Raw genomic sequence first — 26,463 nt, 5'->3', positions numbered from 1 at the left:
ATTTTATTTCTTTTCCGGCGGCAACTCTGGCAATGCACGCAACGCAGCTTCATACCATTCGGAGTTGAACGCGCGGTCTTCTTCGAGGATCGCGTCAATTTCCACTGCCAGAACGTGGGCCATCAGATTGAGAATTTCTTCACGCTCGTAACCCACCAATGTCAGCTTGTTGAAGGTCGCCTTGGCGGCCGGCGGGTTGTCGCTTTCGATCTGGTTTTCGATGGCTTCGACCAGGGTATTTTCGGCGAACTCTTCTTCGTCGATGTCGATATCAGTTGGCTCGCTCATGGCAGGCTCCTCAAGTTAAGGCGGCCAGTTTACCTGCATTCAGCGCTGTGATGCTGCTGGCAAGAAACGTCGCGACGTTCTATAAAAGGCACCTGCCAACCCTGCCAACCCTGCACGGCCTGGAGGCTATGTGATGCTCAAGCTTTATGGATTTTCCGTCAGCAACTACTACAACATGGTCAAGCTGGCGCTGCTGGAGAAGGGACTGCCGTTCGAAGAAGTATTGTTTTACCCGGGGCCGAGCCCCGAGGCATTAGCCATCAGCCCGCGCGGGAAGGTGCCGGTGCTGGGTGTCGAACAGGGTTTCGTCAACGAAACCAGCGTGATTCTCGAATACCTCGAACACAGCCAGAAAGGCACGCCGCTGTTGCCAAGCGATCCCTTTGAGCGTTCGCAGGTCCTGGCACTGGCCAAGGAAATCGAGCTGTACATCGAATTGCCGGGGCGTGCCTGCTACGCCGAAGCATTTTTCGGCATGACTGTGCCGGATGCGATCAAGGACAAGACCAAAGCCGAGTTGCTGCTGGGGTTCGCTTCACTGGGCAGGCACGGCAAGTTCGCCCCTTATGTGGCAGGCGACAGCCTGAGCATTGCGGATTTGTATTTCCTCTACAGCGTGCCGCTGGCCTGTGCGGTGGCGCAGAAGCTGTTTGACCTGGATTTGCTGGCTGAGATGCCGGCGGCCAAGGCGCTGCTGGAGCGTCTGGAACAGAATCCGCATGTGCAGCGGATTGCGGCGGACAAGGATGCGGCAATGCCAGCGTTTTTGGCGATGGTCGCGTCCAAGAAGTAGGTATTTTTAGCGCCTTCAAGACCGCTTTCGCGAGCAAGTCGAATCGTCGCACCGCCGCTCCCACAGGGGAACGCATTCCAAATGTGGGAGCGGGCTTGCTCCGGGCGGCGTTCCGACGAAGCTTTTGACGGTTTAGCGGCTGGCGAGCAATGCCTGGCCGCGAGCCACAGCCTTCTTGACCTGTGCCGGCGCAGTCCCGCCGATATGGTCACGGGCATTCACCGAGCCTTCCAGGGTCAGCACGGCAAACACGTCCTGATCGATCTGGTCGCTGAACTTGCGCAGCTCTTCAAGGCTCATTTCCGCCAGGTCTTTACCGCTTTCCACGCCGTACTTCACGGCATGGCCAACGATTTCGTGGCAGTCACGGAACGGCAGGCCACGACGTACGAGGTAGTCGGCCAGGTCGGTGGCGGTGGAGAAGCCGCGCAGGGCTGCTTCACGCATCATCGTGTGCTTGGGTTTGATCGCCGGGATCATGTCGGCAAAGGCCCGCAGCGAGTCGCGCAACGTGTCGGCAGCGTCGAACAGTGGCTCTTTATCTTCCTGGTTGTCCTTGTTGTAGGCCAGTGGCTGGCCTTTCATCAGGGTCAGCAGCCCCATCAGCGCGCCGAATACGCGACCGGTCTTGCCACGCACCAGCTCCGGAACGTCCGGGTTTTTCTTTTGCGGCATGATCGAGCTGCCGGTGCAGAAACGGTCCGGCAGATCGATGAACTGGAATTGCGCGCTGGTCCACAGCACCAGCTCTTCGGAGAAGCGCGACAAGTGCATCATCGCGATGCTCGCGGCCGAGCAGAACTCGATGGCGAAGTCACGATCGGACACGTTGTCCAGCGAGTTACCGCCGACGGCGTCGAAGCCCAACAGTTGGGCGGTGAATTCGCGGTCGATCGGGTAGGTGGTACCGGCCAGTGCGGCGCTGCCCAGCGGCATGCGGTTAGTGCGCTTGCGGCAGTCGACCAGACGCTCGTAGTCGCGGCTGAGCATCTCGAACCAGGCCAGCATGTGGTGCCCGAAGGTTACCGGCTGTGCGGTTTGCAGGTGGGTGAAGCCCGGCATGATGCTGCCGGCTTCGCGCTCGGCCTGCTCCAGCAAGCCTTTTTGCAGGCGGGTGATTTCGCTCAGGATCAGGTCGATCTCGTCACGCAGCCACAGGCGGATGTCGGTGGCGACCTGGTCGTTACGGCTGCGGCCGGTGTGCAGCTTTTTACCGGTGACGCCGATGCGGTCGGTCAGACGCGCCTCGATATTCATGTGCACGTCTTCGAGGTCGATGCGCCAGTCGAACTGGCCGGCCTCGATTTCACCCTGGATGGTCTTCAGGCCATCAGTGATGCTGTCGCGCTCGGCATCGGTCAGCACGCCGACCTTGGCCAGCATCGTGGCGTGAGCGATCGAGCCCATGATGTCGTGGCGATACAGGCGCTGGTCGAAAGTGACGGAGGCGGTGAAGCGGGCGACGAAGGCGTCGACGGGTTCACTGAAGCGGCCGCCCCAGGACTGATTGGTCTTGTCAGTGCTCATGAATTCGCTCGTGTCGGCTGAAGAAAGATGGCGTAGAAAGCTGTCGCGGATAATAACAGGGTTGCCAATCCTGTCGCTGACACTGGTCGATACGTTTTTTTCTCATGCTGCGGTCCATACTCGAATCAACGCCGAGGGGATTTGCGCAACGATATTTTTCAATTGAGCAATATCGTGCCGGCAACCGTCTACAGTTGGACAATAGGATCAGCGCCGTTCCAGACGCTGCAGCTGACTATAAGAAGAGGGGGTGTTCATATTGTGTATCAACAAACCCTACGGCGATGCCTCGCCAACGCGGGCCTGGGCCGCCAAACGCACGACAGATGAAAATTTAGCCGTCGGTCGGGCGGCACTTTTTGGCCCTCGCGCTAGTCTTAGCGTGGATCGCGGTGACGGACGTCACTTCACCTGTCTACGCTATCCTTGTGCGAGACTCACGCAGGAATCCAGCGCAATATGAATGTCCTGATCGTTGATGACGAACCCCTTGCCCGCGAGCGCCTGAGCCGAATGGTTGGCGAACTCGAGGGATACAGTGTCCTGGAGCCTAGCGCCACGAACGGCGATGAGGCGTTGGCTCTGATCGACAGCCACAAACCCGATATCGTGCTGCTCGATATCGGCATGCCGGGCCTCGATGGCCTGCAAGTGGCTGCACGATTGTGCGAACGCGAAACCCCGCCCGCCGTGGTGTTTTGCACAGGGTCCGATGAATTTGCCGTGGAAGCCTTACAGGCCAGCGCCGTAGGCTATCTGGTGAAACCTGTGCGTACAGAACAATTGCATGAAGCGTTGAAAAAAGCCGAGCGGCCCAATCGCGTCCAGCTCGCGGCCCTGACCCGTCCCGCCGCCGAAAGTGGCAGCGGTCCGCGCAGCCACATCAGCGCCCGTACCCGTAAAGGTATCGAACTGATCCCGTTGGGTCAGGTGGTCTACTTCATTGCGGATCACAAATACGTGACCTTGCGCCACGAAGGCGGCGAAGTGCTGCTGGATGAGCCGCTCAAGGCCCTTGAAGATGAATTTGGCGACCGCTTCGTGCGAATCCACCGCAACGCGCTGGTCGCCCGCGAACGCATCGAACGCCTGCAACGCACGCCTCTGGGGCATTTTCAGCTGTTCCTCAAAGGCTTGAACGGCGATGCCCTGATCGTCAGCCGGCGGCATGTGGCCGGCGTGCGCAAGATGATGCAACAGCTTTAATCCGCCATTTACGGGCGGGTTTCATCCCGATTGCTGGATGTCTGAGGCCAGGGAGGCCACGCGGTTTCTGATACAAGTCAAAGTGGATTTGGCTGAGCTGTTATTATCCGCCGTATCTATTCAGTACGGATTGATCCATGTCCTCTCGCGAAATCCGCATCGCCACCCGTAAAAGTGCACTCGCCCTGTGGCAGGCCGAATACGTCAAAGCTCGTCTGGAAGAGGCCCATCCGGGTCTGCTCGTGACGTTGGTGCCCATGGTCAGTCGCGGTGACAAATTGCTCGACTCGCCACTGTCGAAAATCGGCGGCAAGGGCCTGTTCGTCAAAGAACTGGAAACCGCGCTGCTGGAAAACGAAGCCGACATCGCCGTGCACTCGATGAAGGACGTGCCGATGGACTTCCCCGAAGGCCTCGGTCTGTTCTGCATCTGCGAGCGAGAAGACCCGCGCGATGCCTTCGTTTCCAATACCTACGCCAGCCTGGACGAATTGCCGCAAGGCAGCATCGTTGGCACCTCCAGCCTGCGCCGTCAGGCTCAGTTGCTGACCCGTCGTCCGGACCTGGAAATTCGCTTCCTTCGCGGCAACGTCAACACTCGGCTGGCCAAGCTCGATGCCGGCGAATACGACGCCATTATCCTCGCTGCTGCCGGCCTGATTCGTCTCGGCTTTGAAGATCGGATTACCTCGGCCATCAGCGTCGACGACAGTCTGCCGGCCGGTGGCCAAGGCGCGGTGGGTATCGAATGCCGCAGCGTCGACAGCGAAATTCACGCGCTGTTGGCACCGCTGCACCATCAGGACACCGCCACCCGCGTGACCGCCGAACGTGCTCTCAACAAACATTTGAATGGCGGCTGCCAAGTGCCGATCGCCTGCTATGCCGTGCTTGAAGGCGAGCAGATCTGGTTGCGTGGTCTTGTCGGTGATCCGAACGGCGGTCTGCTGCTCAGCGCCGAGGCTCGTGCGCCACGTAGCGAAGCCGAAGCCTTGGGCGTGCAAGTGGCTGAAGACCTGCTGAGTCAAGGCGCCAACGACATCCTGAAAGCAGTTTACGGCGAGGCAGGTCACGAGTGACGGGCTGGCGCCTGCTGCTGACGCGTCCCTCGGATGAGTCGGCGGCGCTGAGCATTCTTTTGGCCGAAAAGGGGATTTTCAGCAGCAGTTTGCCGCTTTTGGAGATCGAGCCGATTCCTGCCTCTGACACAATGCGCGAGGTGATGCAGGGTCTGGATCGCTATTGCGCGGTGATCGTGGTCAGTAAACCAGCCGCCAGAATTGCTGTGGAACTGCTCGACAGGTATCGGCCGCAACCCCCTCGTTTGAAGTGGTTTAGCGTGGGCGCAGCCACCGCGCAGATCCTGGAGGATCACGGGTTGGACATCAGCTTTCCGGTGGATGGCGATGACAGTGAGGCCTTGCTTGAACTTCCTCAGTTGCGCGAGGCAATCGCGCGGCCCGGTCCACGCGTGCTGATCATGCGCGGGGAGGGCGGGCGCGAGTTGCTGGCTGAGCGTTTGCGCGAGCTTGGTGCTAGTGTCGAGTATCTGGAATTGTACCGCCGCGACCTGCCGCATTACCCGCCGGCGGCGCTGCCTGACCTGATCGAAGCGGAACGCTTGAACGGGCTGGTGGTCAGCAGTGGACAGGGTTTTGAGCACCTGCATCGATTGGCCGGCGATGCCTGGCCGCAATTGGCGCGGTTGCCGTTGTTTGTTCCAAGCCCCAGGGTCGCCGAGCTGGCATGTGCCGCCGGGGCCCAAACAGTTGTGGATTGTCGTGGCGCCAGTGCCGCGGCTTTGCTGGCGGCGTTACGGGAGCATCCCGGACCCGTTTTCTAATGCAAAGGATGGATACGTGAGCGAAACAGCCTTGCCTAAAGATGACGTCCAGCCAGTGCTCGATGCACCGGTTGAAGCACCGGTTGAAGCCGGACCACCTGCCGCAGTGCAGCGCCGAGGCAATGGGCTGGCAATCGTCGCGCTGCTGCTGGGCGCTGCCGGTGTCGCCGTGGCCGGTTGGGGAGTCTGGCAGGTGCGTCACCTGCAAGCCAATACTCAGCAACAGTTGAGTCAGGTCCAGGCATTGAACGATCAGGCACAGGACCTGAAGCTCAATGAACAACGCCTGACTGCTCGCCTGGAACAAATGCCTGCCGCCGCCGAGCTCGACGCGCGCAGTCGTTTGGTCACTCAACTTCAAGGTGATCAGCAACGCTTGAATCAACGTCTGGAAACGGTTCTCGGCGCCAGCCGCAAGGATTGGCGTCTGGCCGAGGCCGAGCACCTGCTGCGTCTGGCCAGCCTGCGTCTTTCCGCGTTGCAGGACATCAGCAGTGCCCAGGCTTTGGTGCAGGGCGCCGATGAAATTCTGCGAGAACAGAACGACCCGGGCTCCTTTGCCGCTCGCGAGCAAGTGGCCAAAACCCTGGTGGCATTGCGTAGCACCCAACAGCCGGATCGCACCGGTCTGTTCCTGCGGCTGGGGGCGCTACGCGATCAGGTAATCAGCCTCACCGAGCTGGCACCCGAGTACAAGGACCGTGGCGAATCCCTGTTGGGTCTCACCGCCGATGGCGACGGCGCCAGTCGCTGGGCGCAATGGTGGGATCAGGTCTCGCGCTACATCCGCATCGACTTCAACGCCGACAAGAATGTGCGTCCGTTGCTGGCCGGGCAGAGCCTGAGCCAGGTGCGCCTGGCCCTGAGCCTGGCGCTGGAGCAGGCGCAATGGGCCGCGCTCAATGGCCAGGCCACGGTTTATACCCAGGCGCTGGCCGAAGCGCGGGACGTGCTCAAGGGCAACTTCAACCCGGACAACCCTCAGAGCAAAGTGATGCTTGAGCAGGTTGGCGAGTTGAGCAAGCAACCGGTCACCGTCATCACGCCAGACCTGACCGGCACGCTGAGTGCGGTTCAGGGGTATCTGGCGCGGCGTAATGTCAACGCCGAGGACTCGATCAAACCGATGGCCAAACCTGCCGCGGACACCGCTCAGGAGGCGACGCCATGAAACGCCTCTATGTGATCGTGTTCCTGGTGATCGCCGCGGCTGCCGCGCTGGGGCTGGCGATTGCCGAGCATTCCGGTTACGTGCTGATCGCCTACAAAAGCTTTCGTTATGAATCGAGCCTGTGGGCAACCCTGGCGTTGGTCGCCGTGCTCTGGCTGGTGTTCTGGGGCATCAAGGCGTTGATCGAATTGGTGACGACCTCCAGCGGCGTGGTCAATCCCTGGTCGCGGCGCAATCGCAGTCGCCGTGTGCAGGTGGCAATTGAACACGGTCAGCTGGATCTGGCCGAAGGTCGCTGGGCCAGTGCGCAGCGTCATCTGCATCGGGCAGCGGAAGCCGAGCGCCAGCCTTTGCTTTACTACCTCGGCGCTGCCCGGGCAGCGAACGAACAAGGTCAATACGAGGAAAGCGACAACCTGCTCGAGCGCGCTCTAGAGCGACAGCCCCAGGCAGAGTTGGCAATTGCCCTGAGCCACGCACAATTGCAGACCGACCGCGGCGATACCGAAGGCGCCCTGGTGACCCTGCAAGCCATGCACGAGCGTCATCCTCATAACGTCCAGACCTTGCGCCAGTTGCAGCGCTTGCACCAACAGCGGGGCGACTGGTCTGCCGTGATTCGCCTGCTGCCGGAGCTACGAAAGGACAAGGTCCTGCCACCGGCCGAGCTGGCCGAACTGGAACGCCGGGCCTGGGGTGAGAACCTGTCCCTGGCGGCGCATCAGGAAGAAGACGGGACGGTCGGCTTGCAAGCGCTCAATCGCGCCTGGCAGCAGTTGACCTCAGCTCAGCGTCAGGAGCCGCAACTGGTGCTCGCTTATGCCGAGCAACTACGGCAACTGGGTGCTCAGGTCGAAGCCGAAGAGATCCTGCGAGCGGCGCTCAAGCGCAACTACGACAGTCATCTGGCGCGCCTCTACGGACTCGTTCGCGGCAGCGATCCGGCACGTCAACTGCACACCGCCGAGAGCTGGCTCAAGGAACATCCGGCTGACCCAAGCCTGTTGCTGACCCTGGGGCGCTTGTGTCTGCAAAGCAGCCTTTGGGGCAAGGCCCGGGACTATCTGGAAAGCAGCCTGCGAGTGCAGCGCAACCCGGAAGCCTGCGCGGAACTGGCGCGGCTGCTGGCGCAGCTGGGTGACACAGAACGCAGCAATCAGTTGTTCCAGGAGGGGTTGGGCTTGTTGGACGAGCGCTTGCTGGCGGCACCGTTGCCGGTTCCTGTTCACGCGTGATTCCTGCCCCTGTAGCAGCTGGCGCAGCCTGCGTTCGGCTGCGCAGCAGTCGCAAAACAGACACCACGGTTTGGTCAGGCGAGTCGCATAAACTTGGACGACTGCTGCGCAGCCGAACGCAGGCTGCGCCAGCTGCTACAGGGGGCGGGAATCGCTTCGAATCCGCCACTGTTTCAGCGTTGTAATCCTTCGCCGGCAAAGTCCTACAGAGGACTACACCTAATCCTCTCGTTCCTGTCGGGATTTCCCTACACTTCTGTTGAAGTGTCCCCGCTGGCCTGCCTTGAAAGGCTGCAGCGCTTTCCTCTACCGTAACCGCCTGTCTCTACTGTTACGGAAATGCCATGTCTTTGGCCTGCTCACGCTCCTTGTTTTTCATGGCTTTCATTGCCGGTGCCCTGGCCCTGGGCGTGTCCTATTACCTGGAATATGCGGTCGGCCTCAAGCCTTGCGGGTTGTGCCTGTTGCAGCGCTTTTGCCTCGCGTTGCTCACGGGTATCTGCCTGGTGGCTTCGGTGCATGGGCCGGGCCGCTTCGGGTCTTTCCTGTATTGGATGCTCGGGCTGTTTTGCAGTCTGGCGGGTACGGTCACGGCGTGGCGACAGGTGTTGCTGCAGAGCGATCCAATGCATCAGCTGTTGACGTGCTCGCCCAATCTGGCAGTTCAGTACGAGGACATGCCTTGGTTGTGTCAGGCCACGCAGATGTTTAAAGGGGAGGCGGAGTGCGCGGAGATTTCCTGGACACTGTTCGACCTGAGCATTCCTGAATGGAGTCTGCTGTTCTTCATGGCGATGACAATTCTGGGAATTTATCAGCTGCTGCGCGTTGTCTGGAAAGCCTGTCTGCGACCGCTCAGCGGCGGTTCGTCGCACCGGGCGCTGGCGGGTGATTAAACACTTGTATGAACTTTATCTCCTGCGTACCTTGAAGCCATTGTCGCGCGGGCATAATCTGGCCCGCACGTGTCATTGGAATTATGTTGCTCGAATGACGCTCTGCCTGGCCGATACTTGACCTTCAAGTGTGGCGACGGGTGTAGGGCAGCATGACCCACAAGGGAAGAGAGATCACCATGCTCGAAAGTTGTCAGAATGCTCAGGAACGTTGGGGTGGAGTGCATCTGCTGATCGATCGCTGGTTGCAGGAGCGTCACGAACTGGTTCGGGCCTATGATGCTCTCGGCGCCAAGCCTGAGGCACTGGGTGAGAACCGTAAGCCGTTGCAGGAATTCTGCGGCGTGCTGGTCGATTACGTGTCTGCCGGGCACTTCGAGATCTACGAACAGCTGACCGGCGAAGCCAAGGCGTTTGGCGACACTCGCGGGCTTGAGCTGGCCGAGACCATCTACCCTCGCATCGACGTCATCACCGAGAAGCTGCTCGCGTTCAACGACCTGTGTGATGCAGGTCAGTGCGTGGCGGAGAAATTCAAAGAGCTGGGCGGCCTGTTGCACGAGCGCTTCGAACTGGAAGACTGCTTGATCGAAGTGCTGCACACCGCTCACAAGGAAGAGGACTCGGTTCAGGCCTGAACCCCCTTCCTGCAAGACCTCCAAAAACGGTGCGCTATGCGCGCCGTTTTTCGTTTCCGGTATTCAGCTTGTAGCACCGCGCAATTCGACTTCGAATACCAGCGGTGTGAACGGTGCAATCAGGTCGCCGGCACCCTCGGCGCCATAGGCTTCGGCCGATGGAATCACCAGACGCCATTTTGCCCCGACCGGCATTTGCTGCAGCGCACTGCGCCATCCGCTGATCACACTGTCGAGACTGAACCACTGCGGCTGACTGTTCTGATCGAACACTGTGCCGTCGGGAAGGCGACCGATATACAGCACCTGGACTTTGCCGTTGGGGCCAGCTTTGACGCCAGTGCCTGGCACCAACTCCGTTAGCAATATTCCATCTGCCAGTTCACGAACGCCCGGTCTGGCTTTTTCCTCGGCGAGAAAGGCCCGCTCTTTTTCGAGGGCGATTTCACTTTGCGGCGTGCTCGGTTGCAAGGCGGCCTGGGCTTCGTGCTCGGCAAGTATCTGTTCGATTTGCTCATCTTTCAGCGCCAGGGGTTTGCCTTGATAGGCTTGTTGCAAACCTTCGATCAGCGCCTGAAGTTGCAGATCGGGAACCTCCTGGCGCAGGCGTTCGCCGAGACTTGCGCCCAGGCTGTAAGAGAGATCATGAGTGTCATTTTCTTTGGTTTTTTCGGCGGCCTGGGCCACGGAAAAAAACACGCACAGTGATAAAAAAAGGTAGCGCGACATGGGCACTCTCCGACCTGAGATGCGGGGGATTATGCCAGTGTGAATGTGCTCTACGGTGAACTGGTTTTGCGCAAGCGCAGAAGAATTTCAATCCGTTGCAACGCAGCGCTTTGGATACTGTCAACATGCCCTAGCGGCGGTAGCAGCAGAGGTCTAGTATGAGCCGCACCCACGTCAGCCAGGAGGTAAACCATGTCGGCCACCAAGAAGCCTGTAAATACTCCGTTGCACTTACTCCAACAACTCTCGGGCAGCTTGCTCGAGCACCTGGAAAACGCTTGTTCCCAAGCCTTGGCTGATGCTGAAAAACTGCTCGCCAAACTGGAAAAGCAACGCGGAAAAGCGCAAGAAAAACTGCACAAATCCCGTACCAAATTGCAGGACGCTGCGGCGGCCGGCAAGGCCAAGGCACAAGCCAAAGCCAAGGGCGCGGTGAAGGAGCTTGAGGACTTGCTCGATGCCCTCAAGGATCGTCAATCCGAAACTCGCAGCTACATTCTGCAACTCAAGCGCGATGCTCAAGAAAGCCTGAAACTGGCCCAGGGCATCGGTCGTGTACAAGAGGCTGTCGGCAAGGCGTTGTCCCTGCGTTCGGCCAAGCCTGCTGCGGCTCCTGCCAAGAAAGCCGCTGCCAAACCGGCTGCTGCAAAAGCACCCGTCAAGCCTGCCACCAAACCGGCCGCCAAAGCACCGGTGAAAGCCGCAGCAAAACCTGCCGCTAAACCTGCGGCAAAAAAACCAGTCGCTGCTAGCGCTGCAAAACCGGCTGCTAAAACAGCCACTGCCAAACCTGCCGCCAAGGCAGCCGCTGCCAAAACAGCTGCCGCTAAACCGGCTGCAAGAACCGCTGCTGCTAAACCCGCGGTGGCGAAAACTGCAGCGGCGAAAGCAGCTGCCAAACCGGCCGCAAAACCAGCTGCAAAACCAGCCGCAAAACCGGCTGCAAAAACTGCCGCTGCGAAACCTGCTGCCAAGCCTGCCGCGAAATCAGTCGCGACTAAAACTGCTGCCAAGCCAGCTGCAAAACCAGCTGCAAAAGCTGCAGCCAAACCGGCTGCCAAAACTGCTGCTGCAAAACCTGCCGCAGCCAAGCCAGCCACTGCTGCAAAACCTGCTGCAAAACCTGCTGCAGCGAAACCAGCAGCCAAACCTGCCGCTGCCAAACCAGCGGTGAAAAAACCGGTTGCCGCCAAGCAGGCCGCCGCGCCAGTTGCCAAGCCGGCCGCCGCGCCAGTTGCCAAGCCAGCCAACCCGGCTCCGGTAGCAACGTCTGCTTTAGCAGCAGCCACCTCGACAGCCACGCCAGCGCCAACGCCGGCCGCCGCATCGATCGCAGCAACCACCCCAACCAGCGCTTCCTAAGTGCTGCTTACCGCGACGCGCAGCTGATGCAGCGCGTCGCGGTCCAGGTGGGCGGCGCCTGCCGTTACACCTTCCAGCCAGGCCGATAGATCGGTCGCCTCACCTTGCGGCCAACTCTGCGCCGATCGTTCCAGTCGCAACAACAGATGTCGCTCGGCTTCCAGTTCGAGTGCCTTCACTTGCTCGCGCAAAGCATTCAGTTCGCCATCGTCGGCGGCGACGACTTTCCAATTCACCCGCAAGGCTCGCAGCGGACGCACCACGTCTGCGTCCCACGGCTCGGCCATGCTACGCAGTTGCTGCAATCGGTGTTCGTTACAGGCGACGCCACGTTCTCCCAGCCACAGCCCGCAGAGCAGCAAGCACACATTGATACCCGCCGACTGCAATTGCAGGCATGCGGGTTCAACGCCGGGACGGGCGTAAGTACTAAGGGAAAAGCTCCACAGGTCAGAGGACATAGTGCTACTCGCGCCAGTTGCGAGCGAAGCTGGTAGACTCCGCCGCCATTATGATTCGACTTCAGAACCTGACTTTACAGCGTGGCCCTCAACGTCTGCTAGAAGACGCCGAGCTGACCCTGCACGCCGGCCACAAAGCCGGCCTCATCGGTGCCAACGGCGCCGGCAAATCGAGCCTGTTCGCCTTGCTTCTGGGTGACCTGCACCCGGACTCGGGTGATTGCTTCCTGCCGGCGGACTGGCGCATCGCCCACATGCGCCAGGAGATCGACACCCTCGATCGCGTGGCGGTCGACTATGTGCTTGATGGCGACCTGCGCCTGCGCGAGGTGCAACGCGACCTCGCGGCAGCCGAAGCGGCCCATGACGGTACCGCTCAGGCCCGCCTGCACTCGGAACTCGACAGCGCCGACGGTTACACCGCCGATGCCCGGGCCCGAAAGCTGCTGGCCGGCCTTGGGTTTACCAATGAACAGATGGATCGCCAGGTAGGAGATTTCTCTGGAGGTTGGCGGATGCGTCTGAACCTGGCGCAGGCTTTGATGTGTCCCTCGGACTTGTTGTTGCTCGACGAACCGACCAACCACTTGGACCTCGACGCCATCATCTGGCTCGAAGAATGGCTGAAAAGCTATCCCGGCACCTTGATGCTGATTTCCCACGACCGGGACTTCCTCGATGCCGTGGTCGATCACGTGGCCCACGTCGATCAGCGCAAGATCACTCTGTACCGCGGTGGTTACAGCGCCTTCGAACGCGCCCGTGCCGAACGTCTGGCCCAGCAACAGCAGGCTTACGAGAAGCAGCAGGCGCAACGTGCGCACATGGAAAGCTACATCGCCCGCTTCAAGGCCCAGGCCACCAAGGCCCGTCAGGCCCAGAGCCGGATCAAGGCGCTGGAGCGGATGGAAGAGCTGTCCGCCGCTCACGTTGATTCGCCATTCGATTTCGTTTTCCGCGAATCAGTGAAAATCTCCAGCCCGTTAATCGACCTCTCCGACGCCCGACTGGGTTACGGCGAGCGAGCCGTGCTGGAGAAGGTCAAGCTGCAACTGACCCCCGGTGCGCGGATCGGTTTGCTTGGCCCGAACGGTGCCGGTAAATCGACCCTGATCAAAAACCTTGCCGGTGAACTTGAGCCGTTGTCCGGCCGACTGACCCGCGGCGAGAACACCGTCGTTGGCTACTTCGCCCAGCATCAGCTGGACTCACTCGACTCCAAGGCCAGCCCGTTGCTGCACATGCAGCGCCTGGCGCCGACCGAGCGCGAGCAGACGCTGCGCGACTTCCTCGGTGGTTTCGACTTCCGCGGCGCGCGGATCGATGAGCCGGTGCTGAACTTCTCCGGTGGCGAAAAGGCGCGCCTGGCGCTGGCGCTGATCGCTTGGGGCCGGCCGAACCTGCTGCTGCTCGACGAACCGACCAACCACCTGGACCTGGAAATGCGCCTGGCGCTGACCATGGCCCTACAGGAATTCAGCGGCGCGGTACTGGTGGTCTCCCACGATCGCCATTTGCTCAAAAGCACCACCGACAATTTCTATCTGGTGGCGGACGGCAAGGTCGAGGAGTTCGACGGCGACCTGGAAGACTACACCCGTTGGCTGGTGGACTACCGCCAGCGCAACGCCCCGGTCAGCAATACGCCGGTCAATCCGGACAAGACCGACAAGAAGGCCCAGCGTCAGGCCGCCGCTGCGTTGCGTCAGCAACTGGCGCCGCACAAGCGCGAGGCTGACAAGCTCGAAGCCGAGCTGGGCAAGCTGCACGAGAAACTGGCGAAGATCGATACCAGCCTCGGCGACAGCGACATTTACGAGCCGGCGCGCAAGAACGACTTGCGTGATCTGCTGGCCGAACAGGCCAAGCTGAAGGTCCGTGAAGCGGAGCTGGAAGAAGCCTGGATGGAAGCGCTGGAACTGCTCGAAAGCATGCAGGCGGAGCTAGAGGCTCTGTCCTGATGGAAGCCTTCAAGCTGCCATTGCCTGCCGTGTTGATCGAGCCGATCTGGCTCTTCGTGCAGATCCTGCTGATTCTGTTGGCCGGATATGTTGCCCAGCGCTGCGTCGCCAAGTGCCTGACTCGCCTGGGTGAACGTTATCCGTTGCCGCCACAATTGCTGATGCCGCTGCGCGGTGGTCTGCGCTGGCTGATTATGGGCAGCGCGCTGATCTTCGTGCTGGAGCGCCTCGGGGTATCGGCAACGGTGCTCTGGACCGCATTGTCCGGGTTTGTCGCGGTAGCGGCAGTGGCGTTCTTCGCCATGTGGAGCGTGCTCTCCAATCTGCTTTGCGCAATCCTGATCTTCACCGTCGGCCCGTTTCGCCTCGGCGACGTGGTCGAGTTGGTGGACACCACCGACAAGCCAGGCGTCAAAGGCCGGGTGGTGGCGATCAATCTGCTCTACACCACGCTGATCGAAGCCGAAGAACTCGGCACCGGCAGCGCCATGGTGCAAGTGCCCAACAGCCTGTTCTTCCAGCGCTCGGTTCGACGCTGGCGCGGCAGCGATGTATTCCCTTCCAACGGTTTTGAAAAGTAAGACTTCTGTTGCCTGATAGACCGCTTTCGCGAGCAAGCCCGCTCCCACATGGGATCTGCGGCGTACACAAATCAAATGTGTGTGGAGCTTGCTCGCGATAGGGCCGGCAGCCATAAACGCTGGTCGGCAGTCCGCCCTGTCCTGCAAAAAATCGGTAGTCATCGGCCCAAAGCCGCATTAGCTTAGACGTCTGTCACGAGTCTGAGTCGAGGTGTGCGATGGTGCTTCAAACATGGCTGGCGTTTTTTGCCGCCTGCTGGGTGATCAGTCTGTCTCCCGGTGCCGGCGCCATTGCGTCGATGTCTAGTGGTCTGCGATACGGTTTCTGGCGCGGTTACTGGAACGCCCTGGGCCTGCAACTGGGTCTTGCGTTACAGATTGCAATTGTCGCCGCCGGCGTCGGTGCAATCCTCGCGGCGTCGGCCACCGCTTTCTACGCGATCAAATGGTTTGGCGTGGCCTATCTGGTTTACCTGGCGGTCAAGCAATGGCGCGCGCTGCCCCATGACATGAGCGACGACGCGGCCGTCCGGCAAATCGGCAAGCCGCTGGCGCTGGTGTTCCGGGGTTTCCTGGTGAACGTCAGCAACCCCAAGGCGTTGGTGTTCATGCTCGCGGTGTTGCCGCAATTCATTGATCCGCATGCACCGTTGGTGGCGCAGTACCTGATCCTCGGTGTGACCATGATCTGCGTCGACCTGATTGTCATGGCCGGTTACACCGGGCTGGCTTCCAAGGTGTTGCGCCTGTTGCGCACGCCCAAGCAGCAAAAACGCATGAACCGCACCTTTGCCGGGCTGTTCATCGGTGCGGCGGCGTTCATGGCGACCCTTCGCAAAGCAGTGGTGTAAAACCGGCAGGCACAAAAAAGGCGACCCTTGGGGTCGCCTTTTTAGTTTCAGGGTTCAGCGAGACACGGATGTCCCGATGGTTCATTAGCTTGGTGTCCTGACCTTCGTCCATCCACTCGGCCAGATCAACGTCAATCAATTGCGGGCTGAATTTGTAGAAGACGTCCTTGTAGTCGCTAATGCGCTTGACGATCGAGCTGATCGAACCTTCGATACGGTATTTGGCGGCGATCATGTTGCCAGTCTTGGCCATCGTGTTCTTCTTGATGTTGGCCTCCTGCCAATTCCTCAAAACAAGAGGAACCGCACAACAAAGCTTGAGTGAAAGTCATTGGAAGTGAACAATGTGTTACTTCGTATTTCCAATTGAGATTCATTCATGACTGCCCCGTCCCGTTTCCTGGCCTGGCTGGTATTGCCGCTGTTTGCCCTGTGCAGTTTCAACCTGCTGGCCGACACCGTGGAAGGCGCGCCGCAAGCGCTGCATTTGCTCGATTACATCGGCGCGGATTACCCGGAAACGGTGCAAGCGGGCAAGGTCATTAATGAGTCCGAGTACCAAGAGCAGTTGGCATCCATCAAGGCGCTGCAAGGCTTGATCGCCGCGATGCCGGCCAAACCGGAAAAAGCCGGGCTGGAGCAGGACGTCAGCACGGTGCGCAACGCGATCACTGCGCGTCAGGACGGCGCGGATGTCGGCCGTCAGGCACGGCAACTCGGCGCCAAGTTGGCCGTGACCTATGAAGTCACCCAGGCACCGATCATTACGCCGGATCCGACCCGTGGTGCGCCGCTGTACGCTCAGCATTGTTCGGTTTGCCACGGCGACGCGGGTGCCGGGGATGGTCCGGCGGGTGTCGGTCTGACGCCGCCGCCGTCCAATCTGCGTGATGCGGCGCGGCTGGATCACCTGAGCCTCTACGCGATCTACAGCACCTTGGGCCTCGGCGTCGAAGGCACCGACATGCCAGCCTTCGCCGATCAGCTGGACGATCGTCAGCGTTGGGACCTGGCGACCTACATCGCCAGCTTCAGCGCCGATCCGGCTGCTGCAAAATCCGAAAAGACCTACAACATCGCCGACCTGGCCCGTCAGACTCCCGCAGAAGTGCAGGTTGCCGAGGGGCCGCAAGCTGCGGCGACCTTCCGTGAGCAGCGAGCGCAACCGCCGCAGGTCAAGCGTGGCCCGGCGCAGTTGCTCGACTACACCGCCGCAACGCTGGACAAGAGCATCGCTGCTTATCGTACGGGTGATCACGATCAGGCCTATGACCTGTCGGTGGCGGCGTATCTGGAAGGTTTCGAACTGGTCGAAAGTTCTCTGGATAATGTCGATGCCAACGTGCGCAAAGACACTGAAAAATCGCTGATGGCTTACCGTCAGTCGTTGCAGGACGGTTTGCCGGTGGCTCAGGTCCAGCAGCGTCTGGACGCGGCCAAGGCCAAGTTGAAGACGTCTGCCGGCCTGCTGGGCAGCGATGGCTTGAGCTGGTCTTTGAGCTACATCTCCGGTTTGTTGATTCTGTTGCGTGAAGGTCTGGAAGCGATTCTGGTGCTGGCGGCAGTTCTCGCGTTCCTGCGAAACACCGGCCAGCAATCGGCGGTACGCAGCGTCAACGTCGGCTGGGGTCTGGCGCTGCTGGCCGGTCTCGGGACTTGGGCGTTGGCGGCGTATGTGATCGATGTCAGCGGCTCGCAACGCGAATTGCTGGAAGGTGCGACGGCGTTGTTTGCCAGCGTCATGGTGCTTTGGCTCGGCGTGTGGATGCATGACCGTCGTCACGCGGCGGCCTGGCAGGATTACATCAAGAGCAGCCTGGTGGGTGGCGGTGGGCGTTTCGGGTTTGCGACGTTGGCGTTCTTCTCGGTGTATCGCGAGCTGTTTGAAGTGATTTTGTTCTACGAGACCTTGTGGCTGCAGGCAGGTCCAGCGGGCCATAACGCGGTACTGGCAGGTGGTGCGACGGCGTTGGTGTTGCTGGTCGGTCTGGCTTGGGTGATTCTGCGTGGCTCGGCGAAGCTGCCGCTGTCGCTGTTTTTCAGTATCAACGCCGGCCTGCTGTGTGCGTTGTCGGTGGTGTTTGCCGGGCATGGCGTGAAGGCGTTGCAGGAAGCCGGGATTTTCGGCACCCGGCCTGTGCCGTTCTTTGACTTCGACTGGCTGGGGATTCATGCGGATGCGTATTCGCTGACTGCGCAGGCGGTGGCGATTATCGCGATCATCGTGCTGTATAGCCGTAGTCGGCTGGCTGAGAAGCGTCGGGTGCAGGTTTCTTAAAAGCATTCGCTGCGCTCACAATCGCGAGCAAGCTCGCTCCCACAGGTTTAGCGCTAACCTTGTGGGAGCGGCGGTGCGGCGATCCGACTTGCCCGCGATGCTTTTCAACAGAGGAAAACACAATGCGTGTGTGGATCGATGCCGACGCCTGCCCGCGGGCGGCCAAGGATCTGGTGGTGAAGTTCGCCCTCAAGCGCCAGTTCGAAGTGGTGTTGGTGGCCGGACAGCCGCAGATCAAGCCGGGCTTGGCCCTTGTGAAGCTGATCGTGGTGCCGAGTGGTCCGGATGCCGCCGACGACTATCTGGTGGAATACGCGGTCCCCGGCGAATTGGTGATCTGCAGCGATGTGCCGCTGGCCGACCGTCTGGTGAAAAAGGGCGTTGCGGCGCTGGATCCACGGGGCAAAGAGTTCGATGCGCAGAACATGGGCGATCGATTGGCGGTGCGTAACCTGTTCACCGATTTGCGTGAACAGGGGCAGATGAGCGGCGGGCCGGCGCCGTTTGGTGAGCGTGAGAAGCAGGCGTTTGCCAATGCGCTGGACCGGATCCTCACGCGACTTTCCCGAAAAGCCTGAGCCTTGCCCAGTTCAATGTGGGAGCGGCGGTGCGACGATTCGACTTGCTCGCGAATGGCGGTGTGTCATTCAGCATTGATGTCGACTGATACACCGCATTCGCGAGCAAGTCGAATCGTCGCACCGCCGCTCCCACATTAAATCGGGTCAGGCGTCGTTTTCGTGGGTCAGTTCGAGTACCCGGTCGACCAGTTTGTTGATGCCCGAAGCCGCTTCACTGATGCTCTGCGCCAGCATGTACGCCGGGGTGCTGACCAGTTTGCGTGCTTTGTCTTCAACGATGTCAGTTACCGCGCAGTCTGCGTGTGTAGCGCCCATCTTGTTCATGGCGGCAGCAGTATCGGCGTCGTTGCCGATGGTGCAGGTCACGCCCGGTCCATAGATCTTCGCCGCGAGCGCCGGTGAGATGCAGATCAGCCCGACCGGTTTGCGGGCCTCGGCAAAGGCTTCAGCCAGCGCCAGGACTTCCGGTTGCACGGTGCAGCCGGCGCCTTCGACGGCGAAGTTCGACAGGTTCTTGGCTGCCCCGAAACCGCCCGGAACAATCAGCGCATCGAAGTCTTCGGCGTTGGCTTCGCGGATATCCTTGATGTTGCCTCGGGCGATCCGCGCCGATTCCACCAGTACGTTGCGCGACTCGGGCATTTCTTCGCCGGTCAGGTGATTGATCACATGTAGCTGCGCGATGTTAGGTGCGAAACACTGCACCTGAGCCCCCCGCTGGTCCAGGCGCAGCAGGGTGATCACGCTTTCGTGGATCTCGGCGCCGTCGTACACGCCACAGCCGGATAGGATCACTGCAATTTTTTTGCTCATGGGCTTTTCTCCAGATTCATGGCGTTAAATGTCCACTAATTTGTCACTCGTTGCCATAGGGTTAATTCGCGGCTACACATAGGATCTGTCCTCAAGATTCCGATCAGGGCGCGTCATGGACTTCATTCTGTATGCGGTGCCGTTTTTCTTTGTGCTGATTGCCGTCGAACTGCTGGCCGACCGTTGGCGCGGAGTGAGCAATTATCGTGTGGCTGACGCGATCAACAGCATGAGCACCGGCGTGCTGTCGACCACCACCGGCCTGTTGACCAAAGGCGTCGGCCTGGTGACGTATGCATTTGCCCTCAAGCACCTGGCGCTGTTTGAACTCTCCGCCGACAGCGTTTGGGTCTGGATTTTCGCCTTTGTCCTCTACGACTTCTGCTACTACTGGCTGCATCGCATGGGCCACGAACGCAACATCCTCTGGGCAGCGCACTCGGTGCATCACCAGAGCGAGGATTACAACCTGTCCACGGCGTTGCGCCAGACCAGTACCGGCTTCCTGTTGAGCTGGATCTTCTACCTGCCGATGGCCGTGCTCGGCGTGCCGCTGCTGGTGTTCATAAGCGTCGCCTCGCTGAACTTGCTGTACCAATTCTGGGTGCATACCAAACACATTCCCAAGCTCGGCTGGTTCGAGTGGTTCTTCGTCACGCCGTCCAATCATCGGGCTCACCATGCACAGAACGCTCTCTACATGGATCGTAACTACGGCGGGGTGTTCATTATTTGGGACCGTCTATTCGGCTCGTTCCAGGAAGAGGACGATAACGAACCGGTGATTTTCGGTGTCACTACGCCGCTCGCGAGCTGGAATCCGGTGTGGGCGAACGTGCAGTTCTACGCGCAGCTGTGGGATGACGCGCGGCGTGCGCAAAGCAAATGGGACAAGCTGCGCATCTGGTTCATGCGCACCGGTTGGCGGCCGGCGGACGTGGCGGCCAGGTACCCGATGAACAAGCCAGACCTGAGTCAGTTCCGTAAATTCGAAGTGCCGCTGGACGGGCGTCAGCATTTGTATGTCGTGTTGCAGTTCTGCGTCTACATCGCGCTGGGTAGCTATTTGATGAACCTGGAGCACAGGTTGCCAACCGCCGCGCTGGTGCTCGGCTGGAGTGCCGTGGCGTTGGGTTTGTTTACGTTGGGCGTGGCCCTGGAGAATCGTCCGTGGGCGCTGAAGCTGGAGCTGCTGCGCCTGGCGTCGAATGTGCCGCTGGTGTGGCTGGCGCCGGTCGTTGGACTGTGGCCTGCCAGCGCGGCAGGCTGGGTCGGCCTGCTGAGTTACAGCCTGCTCAGCGGAATCGGTCTCTACTGTTGCAGAAACCGTTTCACTCGCCTGGCGTCTTAGTCTCGGCAGATTTGGCCAGTTCAGCCTGCTCGTCGGCGTAGATCTTCTTCGCCAGACGGGCGTTCTTGAAGCGTCGGCGCAACCACAGGAAAAAACCAAGTATCAGTAGGGCGCCGAGCACCCACAGCTCGTACTTCTTGACGCTGCCAAGCAGGCCTTCGAGCACCGCCCCGAAGTGATAAGCGGCAGCAGCCAGTGCCGCGGCCCAGATCGCGGCACCAATCCCGTTGAGCAGCAGATAACGTCCTGGCGGATAGCCCGACAGGCCGATCGCCACCGGCATCACCGTGCGCAGGCCATAGACAAAGCGGAAGCTCAGCACCCAGATGTCCGGGTGCTTGCGGATGTGTTCCAGTGCCCGATCACCCATCATTTGCCAGCGCGGTTTGCGCGCCAGCAACTTGCGGCCGTGCTTGCGCCCCAGGAAATACCAGAGCTGATCACCGGCATAACTGCCGAGGAACGCCACGATCATGACCACTTTGAGGTCCATGTATCCGCGGAACGCGAGGAAGCCTGCGAGCACCAGAATGGTTTCGCCTTCGAAAAACGTGCCGAGAAAGAGGGCGAAGTAGCCGAATTCCTGAAGAAATTGTTGGAGCATTGTCTGGATGCTGGCGAAATGAACGCGCAGCCTAACCCTTCGGGAACATTCATGAAAGTGTCCAAATGTGTCTCGACGTGAACATTTCCTACAAGGACAATGGAATGCGGCTGCGTGTCACAGGGCTAAGCACAACTGTCATCTGTTCGTCATAATGCCCGCTTATAACTGTCACGCTCGCCCGCCAGTGCGGGCTCAGGAGTCTGCCGTGAGCTTTACCCCCGCCAACCGTTTGTTTCCTGCAACCCGCCTGCGTCGCAATCGCCGTGATGATTTTTCGCGTCGACTGGTCCGTGAAAACGTTCTGACCGTCGACGATCTGATCCTGCCGGTGTTCGTGCTGGACGGTGAAAACCGTCGCGAAGCGGTGGCGTCGATGCCAGGCGTCGAGCGCCTGACCATCGATCTGTTGCTTGAAGAAGCGGCCAGGTGGGTCGAGCTGGGGATTCCGGCCTTGGCGTTGTTCCCGGTGACGCCGCCGGAGCTCAAGTCCCTGGACGCCGCCGAAGCCTGGAACCCGAACGGGATTGCCCAGCGCGCCACCCGCGCATTGCGGGCGCAGTTTCCTGAACTGGGTGTGATCACTGACGTCGCCCTGGACCCGTTCACCACCCACGGGCAGGACGGTATCCTCGACGAAGAAGGCTACGTGCAGAACGACATCACCGTCGACGCACTGGTCAAGCAGGCGCTGTCCCACGCCGAAGCCGGCGCTCAGGTGGTGGCCCCGTCGGACATGATGGACGGTCGCATCCAGGCGATCCGCGAAGCGCTTGAACTGGCCGATCACGTCAACGTGCGGATCATGGCCTACTCGGCGAAGTACGCCAGCGCCTATTACGGCCCGTTCCGCGATGCGGTCGGTTCGGCGCTGAACCTGGGCAAGGCCAACAAGGCCTCCTATCAGATGGACCCGGCCAACAGCAACGAAGCCCTGCACGAAGTGGCGGCGGACTTGTCAGAAGGCGCGGACATGGTCATGGTCAAGCCAGGCATGCCGTATCTGGACATCCTCTACCGGGTCAAAGAAGAATTTAAAGTGCCGACCTTTGTTTATCAGGTCAGCGGTGAATATGCCATGCACATGGCGGCGATCCAGAATGGCTGGTTGAGCGAAGGGGTTATCCTCGAATCCCTGACCGCTTTTAAACGTGCAGGCGCTGATGGCATCCTGACTTACTTTGCCGTCCGTGCCGCTCAATTGTTACGAGAGCAAAAATAGCCCTCCCAGGAACATTCGATGAATACCGAAGGACTCACTGAAGTTGCCGTAAAAGATGCTCAACCTGTGGTGGAGCAAATCGCCGAAACCCCGCCGGAACTGGAGCCTGCTCCATCCGCGGTGGTGGCCGAGACCGCAATAGCGGCGCCAGCGATTGCCATTCCCGGCCTGGATGACAGCAGCCTGTACATCCATCGCGAGCTCTCGCAACTGCAGTTCAACATCCGCGTGCTGGAGCAGGCGCTGGATGAGTCCTACCCGTTGCTGGAGCGGCTGAAGTTTCTGCTGATCTTCTCCAGCAACCTGGACGAGTTCTTCGAAATTCGTGTGGCCGGCCTGAAGAAGCAGATCACCTTCGCCCGTGAACAGGCTGGCGCCGATGGCCTGCAACCGCACCAGGCCCTGGCTCGCATCAGCGAACTGGTGCACGGTCACGTCGACCGCCAGTACGCGATCCTCAACGACATTCTGTTGCCGGAACTGGAAAAGCATCAGGTTCGCTTCATCCGCCGGCGTCACTGGACCACCAAGATCAAAACCTGGGTGCGCCGCTATTTCCGCGACGAGATCGCGCCGATCATTACCCCGATCGGCCTCGACCCGACGCACCCGTTCCCGTTGCTGGTCAACAAGAGCTTGAACTTCATCGTCGAGCTCGAAGGTATCGATGCCTTTGGCCGCGATTCCGGTCTGGCGATCATCCCGGCGCCACGTTTGCTGCCGCGCGTCATCAAGCTGCCGGAAGAAGTGGGCGGCTCGGGCGACAACTACGTGTTCCTGTCGTCGATGATCCACGCTCACGCCGATGACCTGTTCCAGGGCATGAAGGTCAAGGGCTGCTACCAGTTCCGTCTGACCCGAAACGCCGACCTCGCCGTCGACACCGAAGATGTAGAAGACCTAGCCCGCGCCCTGCGCGGCGAGTTGTTCTCGCGTCGCTACGGTGACGCGGTGCGTCTGGAAGTCGCTGACACCTGCCCGAAACACCTGTCCGACTACTTGCTCAAGCAGTTCAACCTGCACGAGACCGAGCTGTATCAGGTCAACGGTCCGGTCAACCTGACCCGCCTGTTCAGCATCACCGGTCTGGACAGTCAGCGAGCGCTGCAATACACGCCGTTCACCCCACAGATCCCGAAACTGCTGCAGAACAGCGAGAACATCTTCAGCGTGATCAGCAAGCAGGACATCCTGTTGCTGCACCCGTTCGAGTCATTCACCCCGGTGGTCGACCTGCTGCGCCAGGCTGCCAAGGACCCGCATGTATTGGCGGTCCGTCAGACCCTGTACCGCTCCGGCGCCAACTCGGAAATCGTCGATGCGCTGGTTGATGCTGCGCGTAACGGCAAGGAAGTCACTGCGGTGATCGAGTTGCGTGCGCGGTTCGACGAAGAGTCCAACCTGCAACTGGCCAGCCGTCTGCAAGCGGCCGGTGCGGTGGTAATTTACGGCGTGGTCGGTTTCAAGACCCACGCCAAGATGATGCTGATCTTGCGTCGTGAGGCTGGCGAGATTGTCCGTTACGCCCACTTGGGTACCGGCAACTACCACGCGGCCAACGCCCGTCTGTACACCGACTACAGCTTGCTGACCTCGGATGACGCCTTGTGTGAAGACGTTGGGAAACTGTTCAGTCAACTGATCGGCATGGGTAAAACCCTGCGCATGAAGAAGCTGCTGCACGCGCCGTTCACGTTGAAGAAGGGCATGCTCGACATGATTGCCCGGGAGACCCAGTTCGCCCTCGATGGCAAACCGGCGCACATCATCGCCAAGTTCAACTCGCTGACCGATCCGAAGATCATCCGCGCGCTGTACAAGGCCAGTCAGTCCGGGGTGCGTATCGATCTGGTGGTGCGCGGCATGTGCTGCCTGCGTCCGGGCATTGCCGGGGTTTCCCACAATATTCACGTGCGCTCGATCATCGGTCGCTTCCTGGAGCACACCCGGGTCTTCTACTTCCTCAATGGCGGCGAAGAGCAGATGTTCCTGTCCAGTGCCGACTGGATGGAGCGCAACCTCGACAAGCGCGTCGAGACTTGCTTCCCGGTCGAGGGCAAGAAGCTGATCATGCGGGTCAAGAAAGAGCTGGAGCTTTATCTCACCGATAATACTCACAGCTGGAGCCTGCAGGCGGACGGCCGTTACATCCGCAACACGCCGACGGGTAACCAGAACCCGCGTAGCGCCCAGGCGACTTTGCTGGAACGTTTGGGCAGCCCGATTCTGACCGTGCGTTAATACGCAAAACCTGTGGGAGCGGGCTTGCTCGCGAAAGCGGAGTGTCAGTCAATACTGATGTCGACTGACACACTGCATTCGCGAGCAAGCCCGCTCCCACATGGGGATTGCGTCGTCTGCTGAATTGCGGGCACAAAAAAGGCCTTCCGAAGAAGGCCTTTTTCAATTTCAGCGAACGTTAAGCACAAAGCCGACGCGGGTCAGCCACTCCGCTTCCAGGCCGAAGTCAGCCTGAGTCAGCTGGTTTTCGTCCAGCCAGTTTTCCGGGAACAACACATCCAGGCTGTCGCCATTGGCCTGTAGGACGACCTGGGGCATTTCCTGGGTGCCGCGGATGTGATGGAACAGAATCGCAAAGCGCAGCAGCACGCACAGGCGAATCAGCTTGATGCCTTCATCTCCGAAGTCGGCAAACTTGTCCCGGGGAATATTGCGTCGGTGGCCACGCACCAGTAGCGCGAGCATCAGTTGATCTTCGCGGGAGAACCCGGCCAGGTCCGAGTGCTCGATCAGGTAGGCGCCGTGCTTGTGGTAGTGATAGTGAGCGATGTCCAGGCCCACTTCATGGACCTTGGCTGCCCAGCCGAGCAATTCGCGCCAGACGCCGTCATCCAGCTCCCAATCCTCAGCCACTTGATCGAAAGCATGCAACGCCTTGCGCTCAACGCGCACCGCTTGTTCCAGATCGACGTGATAGCGCTCCATCAACGAGCTGAGGGTGCGCTCACGGACGTCTTCGTGATGATGACGGCCCAACAGGTCATAGAGCACGCCTTCGCGCAGGGCGCCTTCACAGTGGTCCATGCGTTGCAGCTCGAGCGCGTCGAAGATCGCTTCGAGAATCGCCAGGCCGGCAGGGAAGATCGCCCGGCGGTCGGGCTTGATGCCTTCGAAATCGATCTTCTCGACGTCGCCGAGTTTGAACAGCTTGCGTTTGAGCCAGGCCAGGCCTTCGGCATTGACCTCGCCGGTGCCGTGTCCGCCCGCCTTGAGCGCCAGACCGATGGCGCGAATGGTGCCCGAGGAGCCGATGGCTTCATCCCAGGTCAGGCGGTGAAGGGCGTGTTCGATGCTCATGATCTCCAGCCGCGCCGCGGTGTACGCCTGGGCGTAGCGGGCCGGGGTGATCTTGCCGTCCTTGAAATAACGCTGGGTGTAGCTGACGCAGCCCATTTGCAGGCTTTCTCGCAGCAGCGGTTCAAAGCGCTGGCCGATGATGAATTCGGTACTGCCGCCGCCGATGTCGGCCACCAGGCGTTTGCCCGGGGTGTCGGCGAGGGTGTGGGAAACGCCGAGGTAAATCAGGCGTGCTTCTTCACGACCGGAGATGACTTCCACCGGGTGGCCAAGGATTTCTTCAGCGCGGCGGATAAATTCGCCACGGTTACGGGCTTCACGCAGGGCGTTGGTGCCGACGATCCGCACGGCGCCGGGCGGCATACCGTTGATCAGTTGGGCAAAACGCTTAAGGCAATCGAGCCCGCGTTGCATGGATTCTTCACTGAGCTGGCGCTCATCGTCGATGCCTGCGGCCAGCTGAACCTTCTCCCCGAGACGCTCGAGAATACGGATTTCGCCGTTCTGGGCCTTGGCCACGACCATGTGAAAGCTGTTGGAGCCCAGGTCGATTGCGGCGATCAGGGACAGATTCTTGGCTTGGGATTGCGGCATGGTCAGGGGGTCTCGGTCGATAACCTCGACATCGTGCCACGATCAAACGCTGCCGCCAACGCGTAGGAGCTGCCGAAGGCTGCGATCTTTTACCGCGGGAATATTTGCGGTGTTGCTGATGGCCCCTTCGCGAGCAAGCCCGCTCCCACATTCAACCGAG

24 protein-coding genes and 2 pseudogenes are annotated in these 26,463 nt (G+C 60.2%); 18 read left to right on the top strand and 8 right to left on the bottom strand.

Annotation, left to right across the window (positions count from 1 at the left end):
• Positions 1–3: 3 nt before the first annotated feature.
• Complete coding sequence (locus E3W21_RS15800) at positions 4–288, bottom strand: hypothetical protein (protein ID WP_129440076.1); 285 nt, start codon at positions 286–288, stop codon at positions 4–6.
• Between the two features lie 133 nt (positions 289–421).
• Between E3W21_RS15800 and E3W21_RS15795 the strand changes: the two genes are divergently transcribed.
• Positions 422–1,081, top strand: a complete 660-nt coding sequence (locus E3W21_RS15795) for a glutathione S-transferase family protein (protein WP_134420869.1) — start codon at positions 422–424, stop codon at positions 1,079–1,081.
• Positions 1,082–1,213: 132 nt separating this feature from the next.
• Here E3W21_RS15795 and argH read toward each other — a convergent pair whose 3' ends face one another.
• The gene (gene argH / locus E3W21_RS15790) at positions 1,214–2,608 is read right to left on the bottom strand and encodes an argininosuccinate lyase (RefSeq protein WP_134420867.1); all 1,395 of its coding nucleotides are present in this window, start codon (positions 2,606–2,608) and stop codon (positions 1,214–1,216) included.
• A gap of 143 nt (positions 2,609–2,751) precedes the next feature.
• Between argH and E3W21_RS32370 the strand changes: the two are divergent.
• From E3W21_RS32370 to E3W21_RS15755, 8 genes and pseudogenes are all read left to right on the top strand, one after another.
• Positions 2,752–3,071, top strand: a pseudogene (locus E3W21_RS32370) (sensor histidine kinase); the annotation flags it as partial.
• Entirely contained in the window at positions 3,068–3,814 is a 747-nt protein-coding gene (locus E3W21_RS15785) for a LytTR family DNA-binding domain-containing protein (RefSeq protein ID WP_129440082.1), read from the top strand. The pseudogene E3W21_RS32370 and the gene E3W21_RS15785, both read left to right, overlap by 4 nt.
• 137 nt (positions 3,815–3,951) lie before the next feature.
• Positions 3,952–4,893 carry a hydroxymethylbilane synthase gene (gene hemC / locus E3W21_RS15780; RefSeq protein ID WP_129440084.1) on the top strand — a complete coding sequence of 314 codons (942 nt, stop codon included), beginning with the start codon at positions 3,952–3,954 and terminating at the stop codon, positions 4,891–4,893.
• Positions 4,890–5,657, top strand: coding sequence for a uroporphyrinogen-III synthase (locus tag E3W21_RS15775; RefSeq protein WP_134420865.1), 768 nt, complete (start codon positions 4,890–4,892; stop codon positions 5,655–5,657). The genes hemC and E3W21_RS15775 overlap by 4 nt, the downstream gene beginning before the upstream one ends.
• 16 nt (positions 5,658–5,673) lie before the next feature.
• Positions 5,674–6,828: a uroporphyrinogen-III C-methyltransferase gene (locus E3W21_RS15770; RefSeq protein WP_134420863.1), complete on the top strand. Its 1,155-nt coding sequence runs from the start codon at positions 5,674–5,676 to the stop codon at positions 6,826–6,828.
• Entirely contained in the window at positions 6,825–8,063 is a 1,239-nt protein-coding gene (locus E3W21_RS15765; RefSeq protein ID WP_134420861.1) for a heme biosynthesis protein HemY, read from the top strand. The genes E3W21_RS15770 and E3W21_RS15765 overlap by 4 nt, the downstream gene beginning before the upstream one ends.
• A gap of 344 nt (positions 8,064–8,407) precedes the next feature.
• Positions 8,408–8,959, top strand: coding sequence for a disulfide bond formation protein B (locus E3W21_RS15760; protein WP_129440092.1), 552 nt, complete (start codon positions 8,408–8,410; stop codon positions 8,957–8,959).
• A 179-nt stretch (positions 8,960–9,138) separates the two neighbouring features.
• The gene (locus E3W21_RS15755) at positions 9,139–9,597 is read left to right on the top strand and encodes an Rsd/AlgQ family anti-sigma factor (protein WP_046045098.1); all 459 of its coding nucleotides are present in this window, start codon (positions 9,139–9,141) and stop codon (positions 9,595–9,597) included.
• A gap of 63 nt (positions 9,598–9,660) precedes the next feature.
• Here the strand turns inward: E3W21_RS15755 and E3W21_RS15750 are convergent, their stop codons facing one another.
• Positions 9,661–10,326: an FKBP-type peptidyl-prolyl cis-trans isomerase gene (locus tag E3W21_RS15750; protein WP_129440094.1), complete on the bottom strand. Its 666-nt coding sequence runs from the start codon at positions 10,324–10,326 to the stop codon at positions 9,661–9,663.
• A gap of 192 nt (positions 10,327–10,518) precedes the next feature.
• Here E3W21_RS15750 and E3W21_RS31425 point away from each other — a divergent pair, with 192 nt between their 5' ends.
• Positions 10,519–11,688, top strand: a complete 1,170-nt coding sequence (locus E3W21_RS31425) for an AlgP family protein (RefSeq protein ID WP_134420859.1) — start codon at positions 10,519–10,521, stop codon at positions 11,686–11,688.
• On the opposite strand, the gene E3W21_RS15740 is transcribed toward E3W21_RS31425, so the two are convergent.
• Complete coding sequence (locus tag E3W21_RS15740; protein WP_134420857.1) at positions 11,685–12,149, bottom strand: TIGR02444 family protein; 465 nt, start codon at positions 12,147–12,149, stop codon at positions 11,685–11,687. The genes E3W21_RS31425 and E3W21_RS15740 overlap by 4 nt on opposite strands.
• A 50-nt stretch (positions 12,150–12,199) precedes the next feature.
• Here E3W21_RS15740 and E3W21_RS15735 point away from each other — a divergent pair, with 50 nt between their 5' ends.
• From E3W21_RS15735 to E3W21_RS15725, 3 genes are all read left to right on the top strand, one after another.
• Complete coding sequence (locus E3W21_RS15735; protein WP_046045102.1) at positions 12,200–14,110, top strand: ATP-binding cassette domain-containing protein; 1,911 nt, start codon at positions 12,200–12,202, stop codon at positions 14,108–14,110.
• Positions 14,110–14,691: a mechanosensitive ion channel family protein gene (locus E3W21_RS15730; protein WP_134420855.1), complete on the top strand. Its 582-nt coding sequence runs from the start codon at positions 14,110–14,112 to the stop codon at positions 14,689–14,691. The genes E3W21_RS15735 and E3W21_RS15730 overlap by 1 nt, the downstream gene beginning before the upstream one ends.
• A gap of 218 nt (positions 14,692–14,909) precedes the next feature.
• Complete coding sequence (locus E3W21_RS15725) at positions 14,910–15,542, top strand: LysE family transporter (RefSeq protein ID WP_134420853.1); 633 nt, start codon at positions 14,910–14,912, stop codon at positions 15,540–15,542.
• A gap of 88 nt (positions 15,543–15,630) precedes the next feature.
• On the opposite strand, the pseudogene E3W21_RS15720 reads toward E3W21_RS15725, so the two are convergent.
• Positions 15,631–15,840: pseudogene (locus tag E3W21_RS15720) on the bottom strand (penicillin-binding protein activator LpoB); the annotation flags it as partial.
• Between the two features lie 81 nt (positions 15,841–15,921).
• Here E3W21_RS15720 and E3W21_RS15715 point away from each other — a divergent pair.
• Together E3W21_RS15715 and E3W21_RS15710 are read left to right on the top strand one after the other, a co-directional pair.
• Entirely contained in the window at positions 15,922–17,820 is a 1,899-nt protein-coding gene (locus tag E3W21_RS15715) for a cytochrome c/FTR1 family iron permease (protein WP_134420851.1), read from the top strand.
• 122 nt (positions 17,821–17,942) lie between these two features.
• Positions 17,943–18,398, top strand: a complete 456-nt coding sequence (locus tag E3W21_RS15710; RefSeq protein WP_033060654.1) for a YaiI/YqxD family protein — start codon at positions 17,943–17,945, stop codon at positions 18,396–18,398.
• 147 nt (positions 18,399–18,545) lie between these two features.
• Here the strand turns inward: E3W21_RS15710 and elbB are convergent, their stop codons facing one another.
• The gene (gene elbB / locus E3W21_RS15700) at positions 18,546–19,214 is read right to left on the bottom strand and encodes an isoprenoid biosynthesis glyoxalase ElbB (protein WP_134420849.1); all 669 of its coding nucleotides are present in this window, start codon (positions 19,212–19,214) and stop codon (positions 18,546–18,548) included.
• Between the two features lie 115 nt (positions 19,215–19,329).
• Here elbB and E3W21_RS15695 point away from each other — a divergent pair, with 115 nt between their 5' ends.
• Entirely contained in the window at positions 19,330–20,565 is a 1,236-nt protein-coding gene (locus E3W21_RS15695) for a sterol desaturase family protein (RefSeq protein ID WP_134420847.1), read from the top strand.
• On the opposite strand, the gene E3W21_RS15690 is transcribed toward E3W21_RS15695, so the two are convergent.
• Positions 20,546–21,169, bottom strand: coding sequence for a DedA family protein (locus tag E3W21_RS15690; RefSeq protein ID WP_129440109.1), 624 nt, complete (start codon positions 21,167–21,169; stop codon positions 20,546–20,548). The genes E3W21_RS15695 and E3W21_RS15690 overlap by 20 nt on opposite strands.
• 208 nt (positions 21,170–21,377) lie before the next feature.
• Between E3W21_RS15690 and hemB the strand changes: the two genes are divergently transcribed.
• Both hemB and ppk1 read left to right on the top strand, forming a co-directional pair.
• A complete protein-coding gene (hemB, locus tag E3W21_RS15685) occupies positions 21,378–22,391 on the top strand; it encodes a porphobilinogen synthase (protein WP_134420845.1) in 1,014 nt (337 codons plus the stop codon).
• A gap of 18 nt (positions 22,392–22,409) precedes the next feature.
• Positions 22,410–24,632, top strand: a complete 2,223-nt coding sequence (gene ppk1, locus E3W21_RS15680; RefSeq protein WP_129440111.1) for a polyphosphate kinase 1 — start codon at positions 22,410–22,412, stop codon at positions 24,630–24,632.
• 168 nt (positions 24,633–24,800) lie between these two features.
• Here the strand turns inward: ppk1 and ppx are convergent, their stop codons facing one another.
• Positions 24,801–26,303 (bottom strand): exopolyphosphatase, encoded by a 1,503-nt coding sequence (ppx, locus tag E3W21_RS15675; RefSeq protein WP_129440113.1) that lies wholly within the window; start codon positions 26,301–26,303, stop codon positions 24,801–24,803.
• Positions 26,304–26,463 lie beyond the last annotated feature (160 nt).

It is taken from the genome of Pseudomonas sp. F01002, assembly GCF_004402115.1.
Lineage (GTDB): Bacteria > Pseudomonadota > Gammaproteobacteria > Pseudomonadales > Pseudomonadaceae > Aquipseudomonas > Aquipseudomonas frigoris.
The sequence above is the reverse complement of the archived record's forward strand: the minus strand, read 5'-3'. Positions and strand labels throughout refer to the sequence as shown.